General features: G+C 66.5%; 15 protein-coding genes. 11 read left to right on the forward strand and 4 right to left on the reverse strand.

Annotation, left to right across the window (positions count from 1 at the left end; genetic code table 11):
- Window positions 1-51 precede the first annotated feature (51 nt).
- From DN412_RS02520 to fba, 11 genes are all read left to right on the forward strand, one after another.
- Complete coding sequence (locus DN412_RS02520) at window positions 52-471, forward strand: ribulose bisphosphate carboxylase small subunit (RefSeq protein ID WP_115013068.1); 420 nt, start codon at window positions 52-54, stop codon at window positions 469-471.
- Between the two features lie 154 nt (window positions 472-625).
- A complete protein-coding gene (gene cbbX, locus DN412_RS02525; RefSeq protein ID WP_115013069.1) occupies window positions 626-1,579 on the forward strand; it encodes a CbbX protein in 954 nt (317 codons plus the stop codon).
- A gap of 3 nt (window positions 1,580-1,582) precedes the next feature.
- The gene (locus tag DN412_RS02530) at window positions 1,583-2,347 is read left to right on the forward strand and encodes an HAD family hydrolase (protein ID WP_115013070.1); all 765 of its coding nucleotides are present in this window, start codon (window positions 1,583-1,585) and stop codon (window positions 2,345-2,347) included.
- 1 nt (window position 2,348) lies between these two features.
- A complete protein-coding gene (gene rpe, locus DN412_RS02535) occupies window positions 2,349-3,074 on the forward strand; it encodes a ribulose-phosphate 3-epimerase (RefSeq protein ID WP_115013071.1) in 726 nt (241 codons plus the stop codon).
- A 54-nt stretch (window positions 3,075-3,128) separates the two neighbouring features.
- Window positions 3,129-4,223 carry a class 1 fructose-bisphosphatase gene (locus DN412_RS02540; RefSeq protein ID WP_115013072.1) on the forward strand — a complete coding sequence of 365 codons (1,095 nt, stop codon included), beginning with the start codon at window positions 3,129-3,131 and terminating at the stop codon, window positions 4,221-4,223.
- Between the two features lie 11 nt (window positions 4,224-4,234).
- Window positions 4,235-5,113 carry a phosphoribulokinase gene (locus DN412_RS02545; RefSeq protein ID WP_115013073.1) on the forward strand — a complete coding sequence of 293 codons (879 nt, stop codon included), beginning with the start codon at window positions 4,235-4,237 and terminating at the stop codon, window positions 5,111-5,113.
- Window positions 5,114-5,122: 9 nt separating this feature from the next.
- Window positions 5,123-7,132: a transketolase gene (gene tkt / locus DN412_RS02550; protein WP_115013074.1), complete on the forward strand. Its 2,010-nt coding sequence runs from the start codon at window positions 5,123-5,125 to the stop codon at window positions 7,130-7,132.
- On the forward strand, window positions 7,132-7,827 hold the full coding sequence (gene gph / locus DN412_RS02555; RefSeq protein ID WP_115013075.1) for a phosphoglycolate phosphatase: 696 nt from the start codon (window positions 7,132-7,134) through the stop codon (window positions 7,825-7,827). The genes tkt and gph overlap by 1 nt, the downstream gene beginning before the upstream one ends.
- Before the next feature lie 52 nt (window positions 7,828-7,879).
- A complete protein-coding gene (gap, locus tag DN412_RS02560) occupies window positions 7,880-8,890 on the forward strand; it encodes a type I glyceraldehyde-3-phosphate dehydrogenase (RefSeq protein WP_115013076.1) in 1,011 nt (336 codons plus the stop codon).
- Between the two features lie 9 nt (window positions 8,891-8,899).
- Window positions 8,900-10,141 carry a phosphoglycerate kinase gene (locus DN412_RS02565; protein ID WP_115013077.1) on the forward strand — a complete coding sequence of 414 codons (1,242 nt, stop codon included), beginning with the start codon at window positions 8,900-8,902 and terminating at the stop codon, window positions 10,139-10,141.
- A 41-nt stretch (window positions 10,142-10,182) separates the two neighbouring features.
- The gene (gene fba / locus DN412_RS02570; protein WP_115013078.1) at window positions 10,183-11,220 is read left to right on the forward strand and encodes a class II fructose-bisphosphate aldolase; all 1,038 of its coding nucleotides are present in this window, start codon (window positions 10,183-10,185) and stop codon (window positions 11,218-11,220) included.
- A 207-nt stretch (window positions 11,221-11,427) separates the two neighbouring features.
- On the opposite strand, the gene fdhE is transcribed toward fba, so the two are convergent.
- The 4 genes from fdhE to fdnG are packed head-to-tail and all read right to left on the reverse strand — an operon-like array spanning window position 11,428 to window position 16,934.
- On the reverse strand, window positions 11,428-12,291 hold the full coding sequence (gene fdhE / locus DN412_RS02575; RefSeq protein WP_115013079.1) for a formate dehydrogenase accessory protein FdhE: 864 nt from the start codon (window positions 12,289-12,291) through the stop codon (window positions 11,428-11,430).
- The gene (locus DN412_RS02580) at window positions 12,288-12,944 is read right to left on the reverse strand and encodes a formate dehydrogenase subunit gamma (protein WP_115013080.1); all 657 of its coding nucleotides are present in this window, start codon (window positions 12,942-12,944) and stop codon (window positions 12,288-12,290) included. Before DN412_RS02580 ends, fdhE begins: the two co-directional genes overlap by 4 nt.
- A 13-nt stretch (window positions 12,945-12,957) precedes the next feature.
- Entirely contained in the window at window positions 12,958-13,848 is an 891-nt protein-coding gene (fdxH, locus tag DN412_RS02585) for a formate dehydrogenase subunit beta (protein WP_115013081.1), read from the reverse strand.
- Window positions 13,845-16,934, reverse strand: a complete 3,090-nt coding sequence (gene fdnG, locus DN412_RS02590; protein ID WP_115013082.1) for a formate dehydrogenase-N subunit alpha — start codon at window positions 16,932-16,934, stop codon at window positions 13,845-13,847. The genes fdxH and fdnG overlap by 4 nt, the downstream gene beginning before the upstream one ends.
- Between the last annotated feature and the right edge of the window lie 161 nt (window positions 16,935-17,095).

Consider the following 17,095-nt stretch of genomic DNA (forward strand, 5'->3'; position numbering starts at 1 on the left):
TGGCGACGCGACCAAAGCACGTAGAGCGAACCCAAAGAACGAGAGGACATCATGCGTATTACTCAAGGCACTTTTTCCTTCCTGCCCGACCTCACCGACGCGCAGATCACCAGCCAGCTTGAATACTGCCTGAACCAGGGCTGGGCGGTCGGCATCGAGTACACCGACGACCCGCATCCGCGCAATACCTACTGGGAGATGTTCGGCCTGCCGATGTTCGACCTGCGCGATGCCGCCGGCATCCTGCTGGAGATCAACAACGCGCGCAGCACCTTCCCCAACCACTACATCCGCGTCACGGCCTTCGATTCGACGCCTACGGTGGAGTCGGTGGTGATGTCGTTCATCGTGAATCGTCCTGCCGACGAGCCCGGCTTCCGCCTGGTGCGCCAGGAAGAGCCCGGCCGCACGATCCGCTACTCGATCGAGAGCTACGCCGTGCAGGCGCGCCCCGAGGGTAGCCGCTACTGAGCGGCACCGGCTGAACCGCCGCGCGGCATTACCACGACGCTGCGCAGGCGATTTCCTGACTGTGCAATCCCACGGCTGCGCTGCCGCAAGGCTGCGCGCCGGGGGGAGCTGCGCCTCGAATCCATCGAGGTGAACGATCCTCACGGAGCCTGCCATGTCCGCACCCGAAACGACCGCACCGCTGCAGCCGCCGGCTGCGCAGGCCGCATCGTTGCCCGGATCCCTGGCCGAATCGCTGGCCAGCTCGGGCATCACCGAGCTGCTGGCCCAGCTTGACCGCGAGCTGATCGGACTGAAGCCGGTGAAAGCGCGCATCCGCGATATCGCCGCCTTGCTGCTGGTGGACAAGCTGCGTGCCGCGCGCGGCTTCAGCGCCGGTGCGCCCAGCCTGCATATGTGCTTCACCGGCAATCCCGGCACCGGCAAGACCACCGTGGCCATGCGCATGGCGCAGATCCTGCACCAGCTCGGCTACGTGCGGCGCGGCCACCTGGTGGCGGTAACCCGCGACGACCTGGTCGGGCAGTACATCGGCCATACCGCGCCCAAGACCAAGGAGATCCTGAAGAAGGCCATGGGCGGAGTGCTCTTCATCGACGAGGCCTACTACCTCTACCGCCCGGAGAACGAGCGCGACTACGGCCAGGAGGCCATCGAGATCCTGCTGCAGGTGATGGAGAACAACCGCGACGACCTGGTGGTGATCCTGGCCGGTTACAAGGACCGCATGGACCGCTTCTTCGAGTCCAACCCGGGCATGTCCTCGCGCGTTGCCCACCATGTCGATTTCCCCGACTACCAGCTCGACGAGTTGCGCCAGATCGCCGACCTGATGCTCGCCGAAATGCAGTACCGCTTCGACGACCAGAGCCGCGCCGTGTTTGCCGACTACCTGGCCCGGCGCATGGCGCAGCCGCATTTCGCCAATGCCCGCAGCGTGCGCAATGCGCTGGACCGCGCGCGGCTGCGCCACGCCTCGCGCCTGCTGGACGATGCCGGCACGGTGGTCGACGACCGTGCCCTGACCACCATCACGGCGTCTGACCTGCTCGCCAGCCGTGTGTTTTCGAAGGCCGCGCCAGCCGCACAGACGCCGGCCAAGGAGTAAGCCATGCAAGCCCTGATCTTCGATGTCGACGGCACCCTCGCCGATACCGAAAGCGCACACCTGCAAGCCTTCAATGCCGCCTTCGCCGAGGTCGGCCTGGACTGGCACTGGGATGCGCCGCTTTACACGCGCCTGCTCAAGGTGGCCGGCGGCAAGGAGCGCCTGATGCATTACTGGCGCATGGTCGACCCGGAAGAGGCCCGTGGCTGCAAGGTGAAGGAAACCATCGACGCCGTGCACGCCATCAAGACCCGCCACTATGCCGAGCGCGTGGGCGCGGGCGGCCTGCCGCTGCGCCCGGGCATAGCCCGCCTGATCGCGGAGGCCGGCGAGGCCGGCATCCCGCTCGCGATTGCCACCACCACCACGCCGGCCAACCTCGACGCGCTGCTGCAGGCGCACCTTGGCGCGGACTGGCGCCGGCGCTTTGCCGCCATCTGCGACGCCGGCACCACCGCGATCAAGAAGCCTGCGCCCGATGTTTACCTGGCCGTGCTGGAGCGGCTTGGCCTGGAGGCCGGCGATTGCCTGGCCATCGAGGACTCGGGGAACGGATTGCGCGCCGCCCGGGCGGCTGGCATCCCCACCGTGGTCACGCCCACCGCCTTCAGCGCGCAGGACGCCTTCGAGGGCGCGCTGCTGGTGCTGCCGCATCTTGGCGATCCCGGCGAACCCATGCCCCAGCACGTGCCGGGCGCGGCGCACCGCTGGGCCGACCTTGCCGCATTGCGCGCCTGGCACCGCGGCACCCTGATCGAGGCGACCTGACATGCATGCCAGTGAACCCAACACCGGCCATGGCAGCCAGCGCGCCATCCGCCTGGCGCCATCCATCCTGTCGGCCGATTTCGCGCGCCTGGGCGAAGAGGTGTGCGCGGTCGAGGCAGGCGGTGCAGACCTGGTGCACTTCGATGTGATGGACAACCACTATGTGCCCAACCTGACCATCGGCCCGCTGGTGTGCGAGGCGATCCGGCCGCTGGTCTCCATCCCCATCGACGTGCACCTGATGGCGGAGCCGGTCGATGCGCTGATCCCGCTGTTCGCCAAGGCCGGCGCCAACCTCATCAGCTTCCATCCGGAGGCGAGCCGCCATGTGGACCGCACCATCGGCCTGATCCGCGACCACGGCTGCAAGGCCGGCCTGGTGCTCAACCCGGCCACGCCGCTGGGCTGGCTGGACCATACGCTGGACAAGCTCGACCTGGTGCTGCTGATGAGCGTGAATCCGGGCTTCGGCGGCCAGGCCTTCATCCCGGGCGTGCTGGGCAAGGTGCGCGAGGCACGGGCGCGCATCGACCGGCAGGTGAACGCCGGCGGGCGGCCGGTCTGGCTGGAGATCGACGGCGGCGTCAAGGCCGACAACATTGCAGAAATCGCCCGTGCGGGCGCCGACACCTTCGTGGCCGGCAGCGCCGTGTTCGGCGCGCCGGATGCCGACGGCGGCTACTGGAGCATCCTGCGCCGCCTGCGCGAGGCCGCCACGATCACGTAGCCGCCCGCACCGGCACCACACAAGAACACATAGCCAATCCAGAGGAGACCTGTCATGCCTGAAGTTCAAAGGATGACCCTGACGCAGTTCCTGATCGAGGAACGCCGCCGCTATCCGGACGCCAGCGGTGGCTTCAACGGCCTGATACTCAACGTTGCCATGGCCTGCAAGGAAATTGCGCGCGCGGTTGCCTTCGGCGCGCTGGGGGGCTTGCACGGCAAGGCCAGCAATCAAGCTGGCGAAGAGGGGGCCGTCAACGTGCAAGGCGAAATCCAGCAGAAGCTGGACGTGCTGAGCAATACCACCTTCCTGCGCGTCAACGAGTGGGGCGGATACCTGGCCGGCATGGCGTCGGAGGAGATGGAGGCGCCTTACCAGATCCCGGAACACTACCCGCGCGGCAAATACCTGCTGGTGTTCGATCCGCTCGACGGCTCGTCCAACATTGACGTCAACGTCTCGGTGGGCAGCATCTTCTCGGTGCTGCGTGCCCCGGAAGGCGCGAGTGCCGTCAACGAGCAGGACTTCCTGCAGCCCGGCAGCGCCCAGGTGGCGGCCGGCTATGCGCTCTACGGCCCCACCACCATGCTGGTGCTGACCGTCGGCAACGGCGTCAATGGTTTCACGCTCGATCCCAACCTGGGGGAATTCTTCCTGACGCACCCCAACCTGCGGGTGCCGGCCGATACCCAGGAATTTGCCATCAACGCCTCGAACAGCCGCTTCTGGGAAGCGCCGGTGCAGCGCTACATCGCCGAGTGCATGGCCGGCAAGAGCGGGCCGCGCGGCAAGGATTTCAATATGCGCTGGATCGCGTCGATGGTGGCCGAGGCGCACCGCATCCTGATGCGCGGCGGCGTCTTCATGTACCCGCGCGACACCAAGGATCCCGCCAAGCCGGGCCGCCTGCGCCTGCTCTACGAGGCCAACCCGATCGCCTTCCTGATGGAGCAGGCCGGCGGGCGCGCCAGCACGGGCCGGCAGACGCTGATGTCGGTCGCGCCGGGCGCGCTGCACCAGCGTATCGGCGTGATCTTCGGCTCGCGCCATGAAGTGGAACGGATCGAGGGCTACCACACCGACCAGACCGATCCCGACCTTCCGAGTCCCCTGTTCAACGAGCGCAGCCTGTTCCGCGCGTCTGCCTGAGGTGTCTGGCCATGTCAGAACGTTATCCCATTATCGCCATCACCGGGTCCTCGGGCGCCGGTACCACGTCGGTGACCCGTACCTTCGAGAACATCTTCCGCCGCGAAGGCGTGAAGTCCGTAGTGATCGAAGGCGACAGCTTCCACCGCTACGACCGCGCCGAGATGAAGGTCAAGATGGCTGAGGCCGAGCGCACCGGCAATATGAACTTCAGCCACTTCGGCGCGGAGAACAACCTGTTCGGCGAGCTGGAGAACCTGTTCCGCACCTATGCGGAATCCGGCACGGGCATGCACCGGCACTATCTGCACAGCCCGGAGGAGGCGGCGCCGTTCGGGCAGCAGCCCGGCACCTTTACCCAGTGGGAGCCGTTGCCGGCCGATACCGACCTGCTGTTCTACGAGGGTTTGCACGGCGGCGTGGTCACCGGCGAGGTCAATGTCGCCCAGTATCCCAACCTGCTGATCGGGGTGGTGCCCGTCATCAACCTGGAATGGATCCAGAAGCTGTGGCGCGACAAGAAGCAGCGCGGCTACTCGACCGAGGCCGTGACCGACACCATCCTGCGCCGCATGCCGGATTACGTGAACTACATCTGCCCGCAGTTCTCGCGCACGCACGTGAACTTCCAGCGGGTGCCGTGCGTGGATACGTCCAACCCCTTTATCTCGCGCGAAATCCCCGCGCCCGATGAAAGCATGGTGGTGATCCGCTTTGCCAACCCGAAGGGGATCGACTTCCAGTACCTGCTGAGCATGATCCACGACTCCTTCATGTCGCGCGCCAACACCATCGTGGTGCCCGGCGGCAAGATGGAACTGGCCATGCAGCTGATCTTCACGCCCTTCGTGCTACGCATGATGGAGCGGCGCAAGCGCGCCGCGCTGTAAGGAGCCGAGATGAACGCACCCGAACGCATCGATTCCGCGGCGCGCTGCGCCGACGCACTGCGCTTCCTGGCCGCCGACGCAGTGGAGCAGGCCAGGTCCGGCCACCCCGGCGCACCCATGGGCATGGCCGAGATGGCCGAAGCCCTGTGGCGGCGCCACCTGCGCCACAACCCGGCCAACCCGGCCTGGCCCGACCGTGACCGCTTCGTGCTGTCCAACGGCCATGCTTCCATGCTGCAGTATGCGCTGCTGCACCTGACCGGCTACGACCTGCCGATGTCGCAACTGCGCCAGTTCCGCCAGCTGCACGCGGCTACGCCCGGGCATCCGGAGCTCGGCGTGACGCCGGGCGTGGAAACCACCACCGGGCCGCTGGGGCAGGGCCTGGCCAATGCCGTCGGCATGGCGCTGGCGGAGAAGCTGCTGGCCGCCACCTTCAACCGGCCCGGCTTCGACATCGTCGACCACCACACCTATGTCTTCCTCGGCGATGGCTGCCTGATGGAAGGGCTCAGCCACGAGGCCTGCTCGCTGGCGGGCACGCTCGGGCTGGGCAAGCTGATCTGCCTGTACGACGACAACGGCATCTCCATCGACGGCGACGTCGCCGGCTGGTTCGGCGACGACACCCCGAAGCGCTTTGCCGCGTACGGCTGGCATGTGATCGCCGTCGACGGGCACGATGTGCAGGCCATCGACGCTGCGCTGCACGAGGCCAAAGCCGAGCGCGAGCGGCCTACGCTGATCTGCTGCCGCACCGTGATCGGCAAGGGCGCGCCGGCCAAGGCCGGTGGGCACGATGTGCATGGCGCACCGCTGGGCGCGCCGGAGATCGCCGCCATGCGCACGGCGCTGGGCTGGGAAGCCGAGCCCTTCACAGTGCCGGCGGATGTGGCCGACGCCTGGGACGCGCGCGCGCAGGGCGCCGCGCGCGAGGCCGAATGGGAGGCGCGCTTCGCTGGCTATTGCGCCGCGCATCCCGAGCTGGCCGAGGCGTTCCTGCGCCGTGTCAATGGCCGCTTGCCGCAAGGCTTCGATGCGGAACTGATGGCGTTGCTGGATGCGCCTTCGCCGCTGCAAGGCAAGATCGCCACGCGCAAGGCTTCGCAGCTCTGCCTGGAGGCGCTGACGCCCGCCTTGCCCGAATTGCTGGGCGGCTCGGCCGACCTCACTGGCTCGAACCTGACCAACGTGAAGGCTTCGGTCTGGGTCAACCATGAAGGGCACGGCAACTACGTCAGCTACGGCGTGCGTGAGTTCGGCATGGCCGCGGTGATGAACGGCATTGCGCTGCATGGGGGGCTGATCCCCTACGGCGGGACCTTCATGACCTTCTCCGACTACTCGCGCAATGCCATCCGCATGGCGGCGCTGATGCGCCTGCGCGTGGTGCACGTGCTGACGCATGATTCCATCGGCCTGGGCGAGGATGGCCCGACGCACCAGCCGATCGAGCACGCCGCCAGCCTGCGGCTGATCCCCAACAACCGGGTCTGGCGCCCGTGCGACGGGGCCGAGACCGCATATGCGTGGCAGGCCGCGCTGCTGCGCGAGCACGGCCCCACCTGCCTGGTGCTGTCACGGCAGGCGTTGATGCCGTTCGAACGCGATGCGGCCCAGCGCGCGGATATCGCGCGTGGCGGCTATGTGCTGCGCGATGTGCCGTCGCCACGCGTGGTGCTGATCGCCACCGGCTCCGAGGTGGAAATCGCCATGCGCGCGGCGCTGGACCTGGCCGATGCCGGCATCGCCGCGCGCGTGGTGTCCATGCCCTGCGTCGAGCTGTTCTACGCGCAGGACGCGGCTTACCGGGACAGCGTGCTGCCACCGGGCTTGCCGCGCGTCAGCGTCGAAGCCGGCGCCACCTGGTACTGGCGCTGCGTGGTGGGCGAGCAGGGCCTGGCGCTGGGCATCGACACCTTCGGCGAATCCGCGCCGGCGGAGGCGCTGTACGAGCACTTCGGGCTGACCCCGGCGCACGTCGCGGCCGCCGCGCGCGCACTGGTGGAGGGCAAGTGATGGCTACCGTATCCCTGCCATGCACCGCGGTGCTGATCGACCTGGACGGCACGCTGGTCGACAGCGCGCCTGACATCGTCGAGGCCGCCAACCGCATGCTGGCGGACCTCGGCAGCCCGGCGTTGCCGTTCGGCACCGTGGCCGGCTTCATCGGCCGTGGTGTTCCCAACCTGGTGCGGCGTGTGGTGGAGACCGCGCAGCTCGCGCCACGGGTGGACGCTATGGATGCCGAGGCGCTGTTCCACCGCCACTATGCAGACACCAACGGCCGCCTCGGGTCGGTGTTCCCGGGCGTGGAGGCGGGTCTGGAGATGCTCAGGCGCCAGGGCTACCGGCTTGCCTGTGTGACCAACAAGCCGCGCGCGCTGGCGGCGCCGCTGCTGGCGCTGACCGGGCTGGCGGCGTACCTGGAAGTGCTGGTGGCGGGCGATTCGATCGCACAGATGAAGCCGGACCCCGAACCGCTGCGCCATGCTTGCCGTTTGCTCGAAGTCGAATCGGCGCACGGCGTGTTGGTGGGGGATTCCGCGGTGGACGTGGCGGCGGCGCGCGCGGCCGGCATCCCGGTCTGCCTGGTGCGCTATGGCTACGCCGGCCCCGGCGGGCCCGCGGCGCTGGGCGCCGACGCGCTGGTCGATTCGCTGGAGGCGTTGCCGGCGCTGCTGACGCCGGCGCGGCTGGCGCCAGCCGCCTGAAATTACGCCGGCGCGACCGGCAAGGATACCAAGATCAAGTAAAGGAGACAGCATGACTATCAAGGTTGCCATCAACGGCTACGGACGCATCGGCCGCAATGTGCTGCGCGCCCACTATGAAGGCGGCAAGCGGCACGATATCGAGATCGTCGCCATCAACGATCTCGGCAATGCCGCCACCAATGCCCACCTGACCCAGTACGACACCGTACACGGCCGCTTCCCGGGCGAGGTCTCGGTCGACGGCGACGCCTTTCGCGTCAACGGCGACTGGATCCGCGTGCTGGCCCAGCGCAACCCGGCCGAGCTGCCGTGGGGTGAACTGGGGGTGGACGTGGTGATGGAGTGCACGGGGCTTTTCACCAGCAAGGAAAAGGCCTCGGCCCACCTGAAGGGCGGCGCGAAGAAGGTGATCATCTCCGCCCCCGGCGGCAAGGACGTGGACGCCACCATCGTCTACGGTGTCAACCACGGCGTGCTGAAGGCGAACGACACGGTGATCTCCAACGCCTCGTGCACCACCAACTGCCTGGCGCCGCTGGTCAAGCCGCTGCACGAGAAGCTGGGCGTGGTGAACGGCCTGATGACCACGGTGCATTCCTATACCAACGACCAGGTGCTGACCGACGTCTACCACGAGGACCTGCGCCGGGCGCGCTCGGCCACCATGTCGATGATCCCGACCAAGACCGGCGCCGCCGCCGCGGTCGGGCTGGTGCTGCCGGAGCTGGACGGCCGGCTGGACGGCTTTGCCGTGCGCGTGCCGACCATCAATGTGTCGCTGGTCGACCTGTCCTTCGTGGCCGCGCGCCCCACCACCGTGGAGGAAGTGAACGGCATCCTGAAGGCGGCCGCCGAAGGCGAACTGCGCGGCATTCTCGACTACAACACCGCGCCGCTGGTCTCGGTGGACTTCAACCACAACCCGGCCTCGTCCACCTTCGACGCCACCCTGACCAAGGTCAACGGCACGCTGGTCAAGGTGTCGGCCTGGTATGACAACGAATGGGGCTTCTCCAACCGCATGCTCGATACCGCGGTGGCGTTGGCCCATGCGCGCTAGCAGGTGACCATGATGAGCCTATCCCATGCTACGGACCCGCAACCGAAATCCGCGGCGGCGCCGCACACGCTGGCCGCACTGCTCGCCGCTGGCGGGCTGGCCGGCAAGCGGGTCTTTATCCGCGCCGACCTCAACGTCCCGCAGAATGCCGCGGGCGATATCACCGACGACACCCGCATCCGGGCTTCCGTGCCTGCCATCGCGGCCTGCCTGCAGGCGGGCGCTGCGGTGATGGTCACCTCGCACCTGGGCCGGCCGCAGGAGGGGGCGCCCGACCCGCGCCACAGCCTGGCCCCGGTGGGCCGCCGCCTGTCGGAACTGCTGGGCCGCCAGGTGCCGCTTTTGTCCGGCTGGACCGAGGGCGGCTTCCAGGTGCCGCCGGGGCAGGTGGTGCTGCTGGAAAACTGCCGCATGAACACCGGCGAGAAGAAGAACAGCGACGAACTGGCGCAGAAGATGGCCGCGCTGTGCGATGTCTATGTCAACGACGCCTTCGGCACTGCCCACCGCGCCGAAGCCACCACCCACGGCATCGCCAGGTACGCCCCGATCGCCTGTGCCGGCCCGCTGCTGGCCGCCGAGATCGACGCGCTGGGCAAGGCGCTGGGCCAGCCCGCGCGCCCGCTGGTGGCGATCGTGGCCGGCTCCAAGGTCTCGACCAAGCTGACCATCCTGAAGTCGCTGGCCGACAAGGTCGACAACCTGATCGTCGGCGGCGGCATTGCCAACACCTTCATGCTGGCTGCCGGCCTGAGGATCGGCAAGTCGCTGGCCGAGCCCGACCTCGTGGGCGATGCCAGGGCCATCATCGACATCATGGCCGCCCGCGGCGCCTCGGTGCCGATCCCGGTCGACGTGGTGTGTGCCAAGGAATTCAGCGTTAGTGCCGCCGCCATCGTCAAGGACGTGAAGGACGTGGCTGACGACGACCTGATCCTCGACATCGGCCCGAAGACCGCGGCCATGCTGGCGGAGCAGATCAAGGCCGCCGGCACGATCGTCTGGAACGGTCCGGTCGGCGTGTTCGAGTTCGACCAGTTCGGCAACGGCACCAGGGTGCTGGCGCAGGCCATCGCCGACTCGAAGGCCTTCTCGATCGCCGGCGGCGGCGACACGCTGGCCGCCATCGCCAAGTACGGCATTGCCGAGCGCGTGGGCTACATCTCGACCGGCGGTGGCGCGTTCCTGGAGTTCCTGGAAGGCAAGACGCTGCCCGCACTGGCCGTGCTGGCGCAGCGCGCCGCCACCTGAACCAGCCTCATCGAATCCGCATCAAGTAAAGGAGCTTCACCATGGCACTCATATCCTTGCGCCAGTTGCTGGACCACGCCGGAGAGTTCGGCTACGGCGTGCCGGCTTTCAACGTCAACAACCTGGAACAGATCCACGCCATCATGGAGGCGGCCGAGGAAACCGACAGCCCGGTCATCCTGCAGGCCTCGGCCGGCGCCCGCAAGTACGCCGGCGAGGCCTACCTGCGGCATATGGTGCTGGCCGCGGCCGAGACCCATCCGGACATCCCCATCGTGCTGCACCAGGACCACGGCTCCAGCCCGGCGATCTGCCAGGCGTCGATCCGCTTCGGCTTCACCAGCGTGATGATGGACGGCTCGCTGCGCGAAGACATGAAGACCCCGTCGGACTACGGCTACAACGTCGACGTCACGCGGCGCGTGTGCGAGATGGCGCATGCGGTCGGCGTATCGGTGGAGGGCGAACTGGGCTGCCTGGGCTCGCTTGAAACCGGCCAGGCCGGCGAAGAGGACGGCGTTGGTGCCGAGGGCACGCTGTCGCACGACATGATGCTGACCGACCCGGCGCAGGCGCGCGACTTCGTCGCCCGCACCGGCGTGGACGCGCTGGCCATCGCCATCGGCACCAGCCACGGCGCCTACAAGTTCTCGCGGAAGCCCACCGGCGACATCCTGGCCATGGACCGCATCCGCGAGATCCACGAGCAGATCCCCGACACCCACCTGGTGATGCACGGCTCCAGCTCGGTGCCGCAGGAATGGCTGGAGATCATCCGGCAATACGGCGGTGACATCAAGGAGACCTACGGCGTGCCGGTCGAGGAGATCCTGCGCGGCATCAGGATGGGGGTGCGCAAGGTGAATATCGACACCGATATCCGCCTGGCCATGACCGGGGCGATCCGCAAGTTTTTGTCCGAAGACCGCAGCGAGTTCGATCCGCGCAAGGCTCTGCTGGCGGCCAAGAAGGGCGCGAGGAGCGTGGTGAAGCTGCGCTTCGAGGCCTTCGGCTGCGCCGGGCAGGCATCGCGCATCAAGCCGGTGGCGATGGAGAAGATGGCCCAGCGCTACCGCTAGTGGACCAGGTGGCGATGCGCATCGCCCGCCCGGGACATGCTCAGGCCAGGGGGCACTATCGAGAAGCTCACTGAAGTCCGGCGCGCATGGTCGCGCCAGACTTCGGTGAGCGGCGAATCGGCATTGTCCCGGGCTTCGTCGCCGTGTCGTCGAGGTGGTGGCGAGCTCCTGACCCATGTAAACGATTTCCGCGCGAGCCCTGCGGCCTCATCCCGGCAGAGCGAAGGGATTGAACCCGGTGCGTTGATAGCCCTCCGCCGTCACAGCATCGTCCAGGGTCAGGGTGGCAAGGTCATCGGCGACGGCCTCGGCTTGCGGGTCGCGTTCCAGCGAGATGACTTTCAGATAACCGTGGCACACGCCGCAGCTTTCGGCGCGCACCGTGGCTTCGGCGGTGTCGAAGCTGAGGTAGTCGAGGTCCGAGGCGGCGCCACAGTTGGTGCATTTCGCCCGCACCATGTGCCACTCGCTCTCGCAGAGCGCGCAATGCAGATAGCGCATGCCCTGGCGATCGCCGATCAGGATCAGGCTTGCCACGGGGGCAGTGCCGCAGACCGGGCAAGACGCGTGCTCGGCCGGGCCGCTGTCGGGCACGGGAGCCGCCCGCGCGGCGCTGGCACATTGCAGCGATAGCGATGCCCAGAGGAAGGGCGCGATTGCCGCTGGAACCGCTTCAAAACGACCCTCGGTCAGCGCCTGGGCGGCGCCAAGGCGGGCATCCGCAGGAAGGTCGCGCAGCGCCGCAAGATGCGGGGCGACCGTGGCAGGAACATCGTGCGCAAGCCGCTCAATCAAGCGGTCAAGCAGGGAACCCCAATGCCCCTCACGCGGGATGGCTCTGGCATCCATCGGGCCGGACCCACCGGCCTCGGGCACGAGCGACGCCTGCGCTTCCGCCACGCGGGCGGCCAGACGCAGGTAATCGGCATGATCGTGCCCTTCGGCCAGCGCGCGCAGGCGCGCGGCGCGGCGGCTGTAAAGACCCGCAAGGTCTGGCTGGATCACCGGCATGAAATGGCGGGAGGCCTGGTCCGATTGCAGGGCTCCCGGCGTGTTCGGATGTTGGCTCATGCCTCGTGCCCCTTCGCTTTCGACTCTTTCGCCTTCAGCTCGCCATACCAGCGGTCATGGTGCTGCCTGGCCCAGGCACGCGAGACGTAGCCGGTCACCATGCCCGTGATTGAGCCGCGGACCCAGATCGCCAGATAAATATGACCCACGATCAGCAGGATCAACCCGATCCCCGCGACGGAATGGGCCAGGATCGCCAGACGGAGCACGGGAATCGGGAAATACTCGGCGAAATAGGCGCGCCACATGATCAATCCGGATAGCAGCAGGGCCAGTATCGAAGCCATGATGAGCCAGAACAGCACCTTCTGGCCGGCGTTGTACTTGCCGATCTGCAGCGGTTCGCCGCCATGCTGGTTCAGGAGCACCTCCCTGGCGCGGCGGAACCAGACTGCGTCGGTGCGCGCGGGCATGTTGTAGCCCACGAAGCGCACGAACATGTAGCAAAGCCCGGCGAAAACCGCAATGCCGAGGAACGGGTGGAGCAACCGCGCCATCTGCGGCGTGCCAAGGAAGCCGCTCAGCCAGCTCACCGTCGGGAAGAACCACGAGATTCCCGAAACCGCCGCGAGGAAGAAGCAGATCACGATTGCCCAGTGACACAGCCGCTCGGCGAATTTCGTGCGCAGGATCATGCCGTTGTTGGTCGCCATTTGCGGTCTCCGCTTATGCCGCGCCGTCAGTCGGGGCGTCGTGCTCGTCTGTTTCGGTGGTGTTGGGGCCGACCGCCATGAAATGCGCCGCCATGCCCACCACTGCCGCCGCGCCGACGACGGCGGCGACGGGTTTCAGGCCATCCTTCCAGCCCGAGACCACCGGGCTGATCCCCGGGTCCTTCGGCAAGCCCGCGTAACGCTTCGGGTCGTCGGCATGTTGCAGCACATACATCACGTGGGTGCCGCCAACCCCCGCCGGGTCATACAGGCCGGCCTTGGCATAGCCGCGCTCGTTCAGCTCGGCCACGCGCTCGGCGGCGAGGGATTGCATCTCTGCCTTCGAGCCGAAGGCGATGGCGCCGGTCGGGCAGGTCTTGACGCAGGCAGGCTCCTGCCCGACCGAGACGCGGTCCGAGCACAGCGTGCACTTGTAGGCCTTGTTGTCCTTCTTGGAAATGCGCGGCACATCGAAGGGGCAGCCCGCGACGCAATAGCCGCAGCCGATGCACAGGTCGGACTGGAAGTCGACGATGCCATTCGCATACTGCACGATGGCGCCGGGCGCCGGGCAGGCTTTCAGGCAGCCCGGATCCTCGCAATGCATGCAGCCGTCCTTGCGGATCAGCCATTCCAGCTTGCCCGCCTGGTCCTCATGCTCGGTGAAGCGCATCAGGGTCCAGGTGTTGGGCGACAGATCGCGCGGATTGTCATAGACGCCGACATTCTCCTGCACGTCGCCGCGCAGGTCGTTCCATTCGTTGCAGGCGACCTGGCACGCCTTGCAGCCGATGCAGATCGACACGTCGATCAGCTTGGCCACTTCCATCTGATGGTCGCGGATCCGAGGGGCCGGTGTCAGCTCCGACGAGGCCGAGCGACGGATGATGTTCTGCGAGTTCATGCCTGGGCTCCGGCTACTTTTTCAATGTTCACGAGAAATGCCTTGAATTCCGGCGTTTGCGAATTGGCATCGCCGACGCCCGGGGCAAGCGTGTTAGCGAGATAGCCCTTGCGGGTCGCCCCCTCGAAGCCCCAATGGCAGGGGATGCCGATCTGCTCGACCGTTTGACCGGCCACCTGGAGCGTGCGCAGGCGCTTGGTCACAACGGCCTTGGCGGTGATGTAGCCGCGCTTGGTCGTGATCTTCACCGTGTCGCCATGGGCGATGCCTTTGTCCGCGGCCAGCTTCTCGCCGATCTCGACAAATTGCTCGGGCTGGAGCATGGCGTTCAGATGCGAGTGCTTGGTCCAGTGACGGAACAGTTCCGTGATCGAATAGGTCGTGGCGACGTAGGGGAACTCGGTGCGGTTGCCCATGCGCTGCGCATCGTTCTGGAAGATGCGGGCGGTCGGGTTGTGGGTGACCTTTTCGTGCAGCGGGTTTTTCGCGATCGGACTCTCGACCGGCTCGTAATGCTCGGGAAAGGGGCCGTCGGTCATGCCGCCGACCGAGAACAGGCGCCCCACGCCTTCGGGCAGCATGATGAAGGGTCCGACGGGCGTGCCGGGCGCCGCGTTGAGCGGAAAGTCGGGCACGTCAGCACCCACCCATTTCTCGCCGTTCCAGTGCAGGATCTGGCGCTTGGGGTCCCAGGGGTTCCCCATCTCGTCCATCGAGGCGCGGTTGTACAGGATGCGGCGGTTCGCGGGCCACGACCAGGCCCAGCCCGGCGTGTTGCCAAGACCGGTGTCGGTGTTGTCGCGCCTGGCCATCTGGTTGCCGGCCTCGGTCCAGGAACCGGTGAAGATCCAGCAGTAGCTTGAGGTCGTGCCGTCGTCGCGCAGTTGCGCGAATGAATCCAGCAACTGGCCCTTGCGCAGGATCTTCTTCCCGGTCTCGTCGAACACGTCTGCCAACGCGTAGCCATTGGCTTCCTTGGCCATTTCCTCGGGGTGGGGGCTGTAGGGATCGTGATAGGTCTCCTCGTCCCAGGTCATGTGCAACACTTGCTCGGGGCAGGCGCCGCCTTCCTTTTCGTAAAGCCGCCGCAGCTCCATCATGATGCCGCCGAGGATGGCCGGATCATGCCGCGCCTCGCCCGGCGGCTGCTGGCCCGCGTAGTGCCATTGCAGCCAGCGGCCGGAATTCACGACCGTGCCGTCTTCCTCGGCAAAGCAGCTCGCCGGCAGCCGGAAGACCTCGGTCATGATCTCTTCGGTCTTGACGTCGTTGAACTTGCCTTCGTTGCGCCAGAAGTTCGAGGTCTCGGTCACCAGCGGGTCGATGACCACGAGGAACTTCAGTTTCGACAGCGCTGCCGAGGACTTGTTCTTGTCGGGCATCGCCGCCAGCGGGTTGAACCCCTGGACGACATAGCCGTTGACCTTGCCCTCGTACATCAGGTCGAAATACGCCAGCATGTCGTAGCTGTGGTCCCACTTCGGCAGCAGGTCAAAGGCCCAGTTGTTTTCCGCCGTGGCATGCTTGCCGAACAGGTTCTTCTGCAGCGAGACGAAGAACCTGGGCAGGTTCTTCCAGTAGTTCACCTGGTCCGGCAGCAGGGCTTTGGGCGTGGCATCGGCCAGGTATTGCTTGAGCGTCTGCTGCCTGTCGGTGGGCAGGTCCATATAGCCCGGCAGCCGCAACGACAGCAGGCCAAGGTCGGTATAGCCCTGGATATTGGAATGTCCGCGCAGCGCATTCACGCCGCCGCCGGACATGCCGACGTTGCCCAGCAGCAGCTGGATCATCGCCGCGCCGCGGATGATCTGCGCGCCGCCGGTATGGTGCGTCCAGCCGAGCGCATAAAGCCAGGTCAGCGTCTTGTCCTTCGCCGAGCACGTGCCGACGATCTCGGCGATCTGCAGGAAGTCGGCCTTCCTGACGCCGGTGATCTCCTCGACCTTCTCGGGCGTGTAGCGTGAAACGTGTTGCTTCAGCAGGCTCAGCACGCAGCGCGGATGGCGCATCGAGGGATCGCGTTTCGCGTTCCCCGCCCCGTCGAGTTCATAGTTCCAGGAGGATTTGTCATAGACGAGCTTCTCGGCATTGAAGCCCGAGAACAGTCCTTCGTCGAATCCGAAATCCTCGCGCACGATCAGCGACGCGTTGGTGTAGGCGCGCACATAGTCATGCTGGATCTTGTCGTGCTGCAGAAGCCAGTTGACCATGCCCATCATGAAGGCCGTGTCCGATCCCGCCCGGATCGGCGAGAAGATATCGGCAACCGCGGCGGTGCGGTTGAAGCGCGGATCGATGACGATGACCTTGGCCTTGTTCTTGATCTTGGCCTCGATCACCCATTTGAAGCCGACCGGATGCGCCTCGGCCGGGTTGCCGCCCATGACGATGACGACATTGGCGTTCTTGATGTCCACCCAGTGGTTTGTCATCGCACCGCGGCCGAAGGACGGCGCCAGCGCCGAAACCGTTGGCCCGTGGCACAGGCGCGCCTGGCAGTCCAGCGCCAGCATGCCGAGCGAGCGGGCGAACTTGAAGTCGAGAACCCCGGTTTCGTTGGAGGCCGCCGACGAGGCGAGCATGCCCGAACTCAGCCAGCGGTTCACCAGCTGGCCCTTCTCGTTGCGCGCGATGAAGTTCTTGTCGCGGTCGTCTTTCAGCAGGCGGGCGATGCGCTTCGTCGCGTCGTCCCAGCTGATGCGCACCCACTCCTTCGACCCCGGCGCACGGTATTCCGGATACTGCAGCCGGTTCTTCGAATGGACGATGTCCAGCAGCCCCGCGCCCTTGGGGCAGAGCGATCCATGGCTGACCGGGTGATCGGGATCCCCCTCGATGTGGAAGATGCGGGGCTTCGCGTTCCTGGCACCGTCACCCAGCGAATACATCAGGAGGCCGCACCCTACCGAGCAATAGGTACAGTTGTTGCGCGTCTCCTTCGCACGCAGCAGCTTGTAGGGGCGCACGCCGGCAGGAGCCTGTGCCCAGGCTGTACCCATGCCCAAGGCCGAGGCCGTAACGGCAACGGACCCAACGCCAAGAATCTTGAGGAACTGTCGACGTCCGATATTGGTGGGTTTAGTCATCGTGGTCTCATCGTCATTTCTTCTTCCATCCATCCTGGCTAGCAGGGTTGGGGGTCTCCGTTATTTTTTTGAATGTCTGATAAGGATTGCTGACGCGTGTGCCGAAGCTTTTACGCATGGCGTTCCGCGGTTGAAGTGAGAGCCACCTTGAACTGACTCGT

It is taken from the genome of Cupriavidus lacunae, assembly GCF_003353055.1.
Lineage (GTDB): Bacteria > Pseudomonadota > Gammaproteobacteria > Burkholderiales > Burkholderiaceae > Cupriavidus > Cupriavidus lacunae.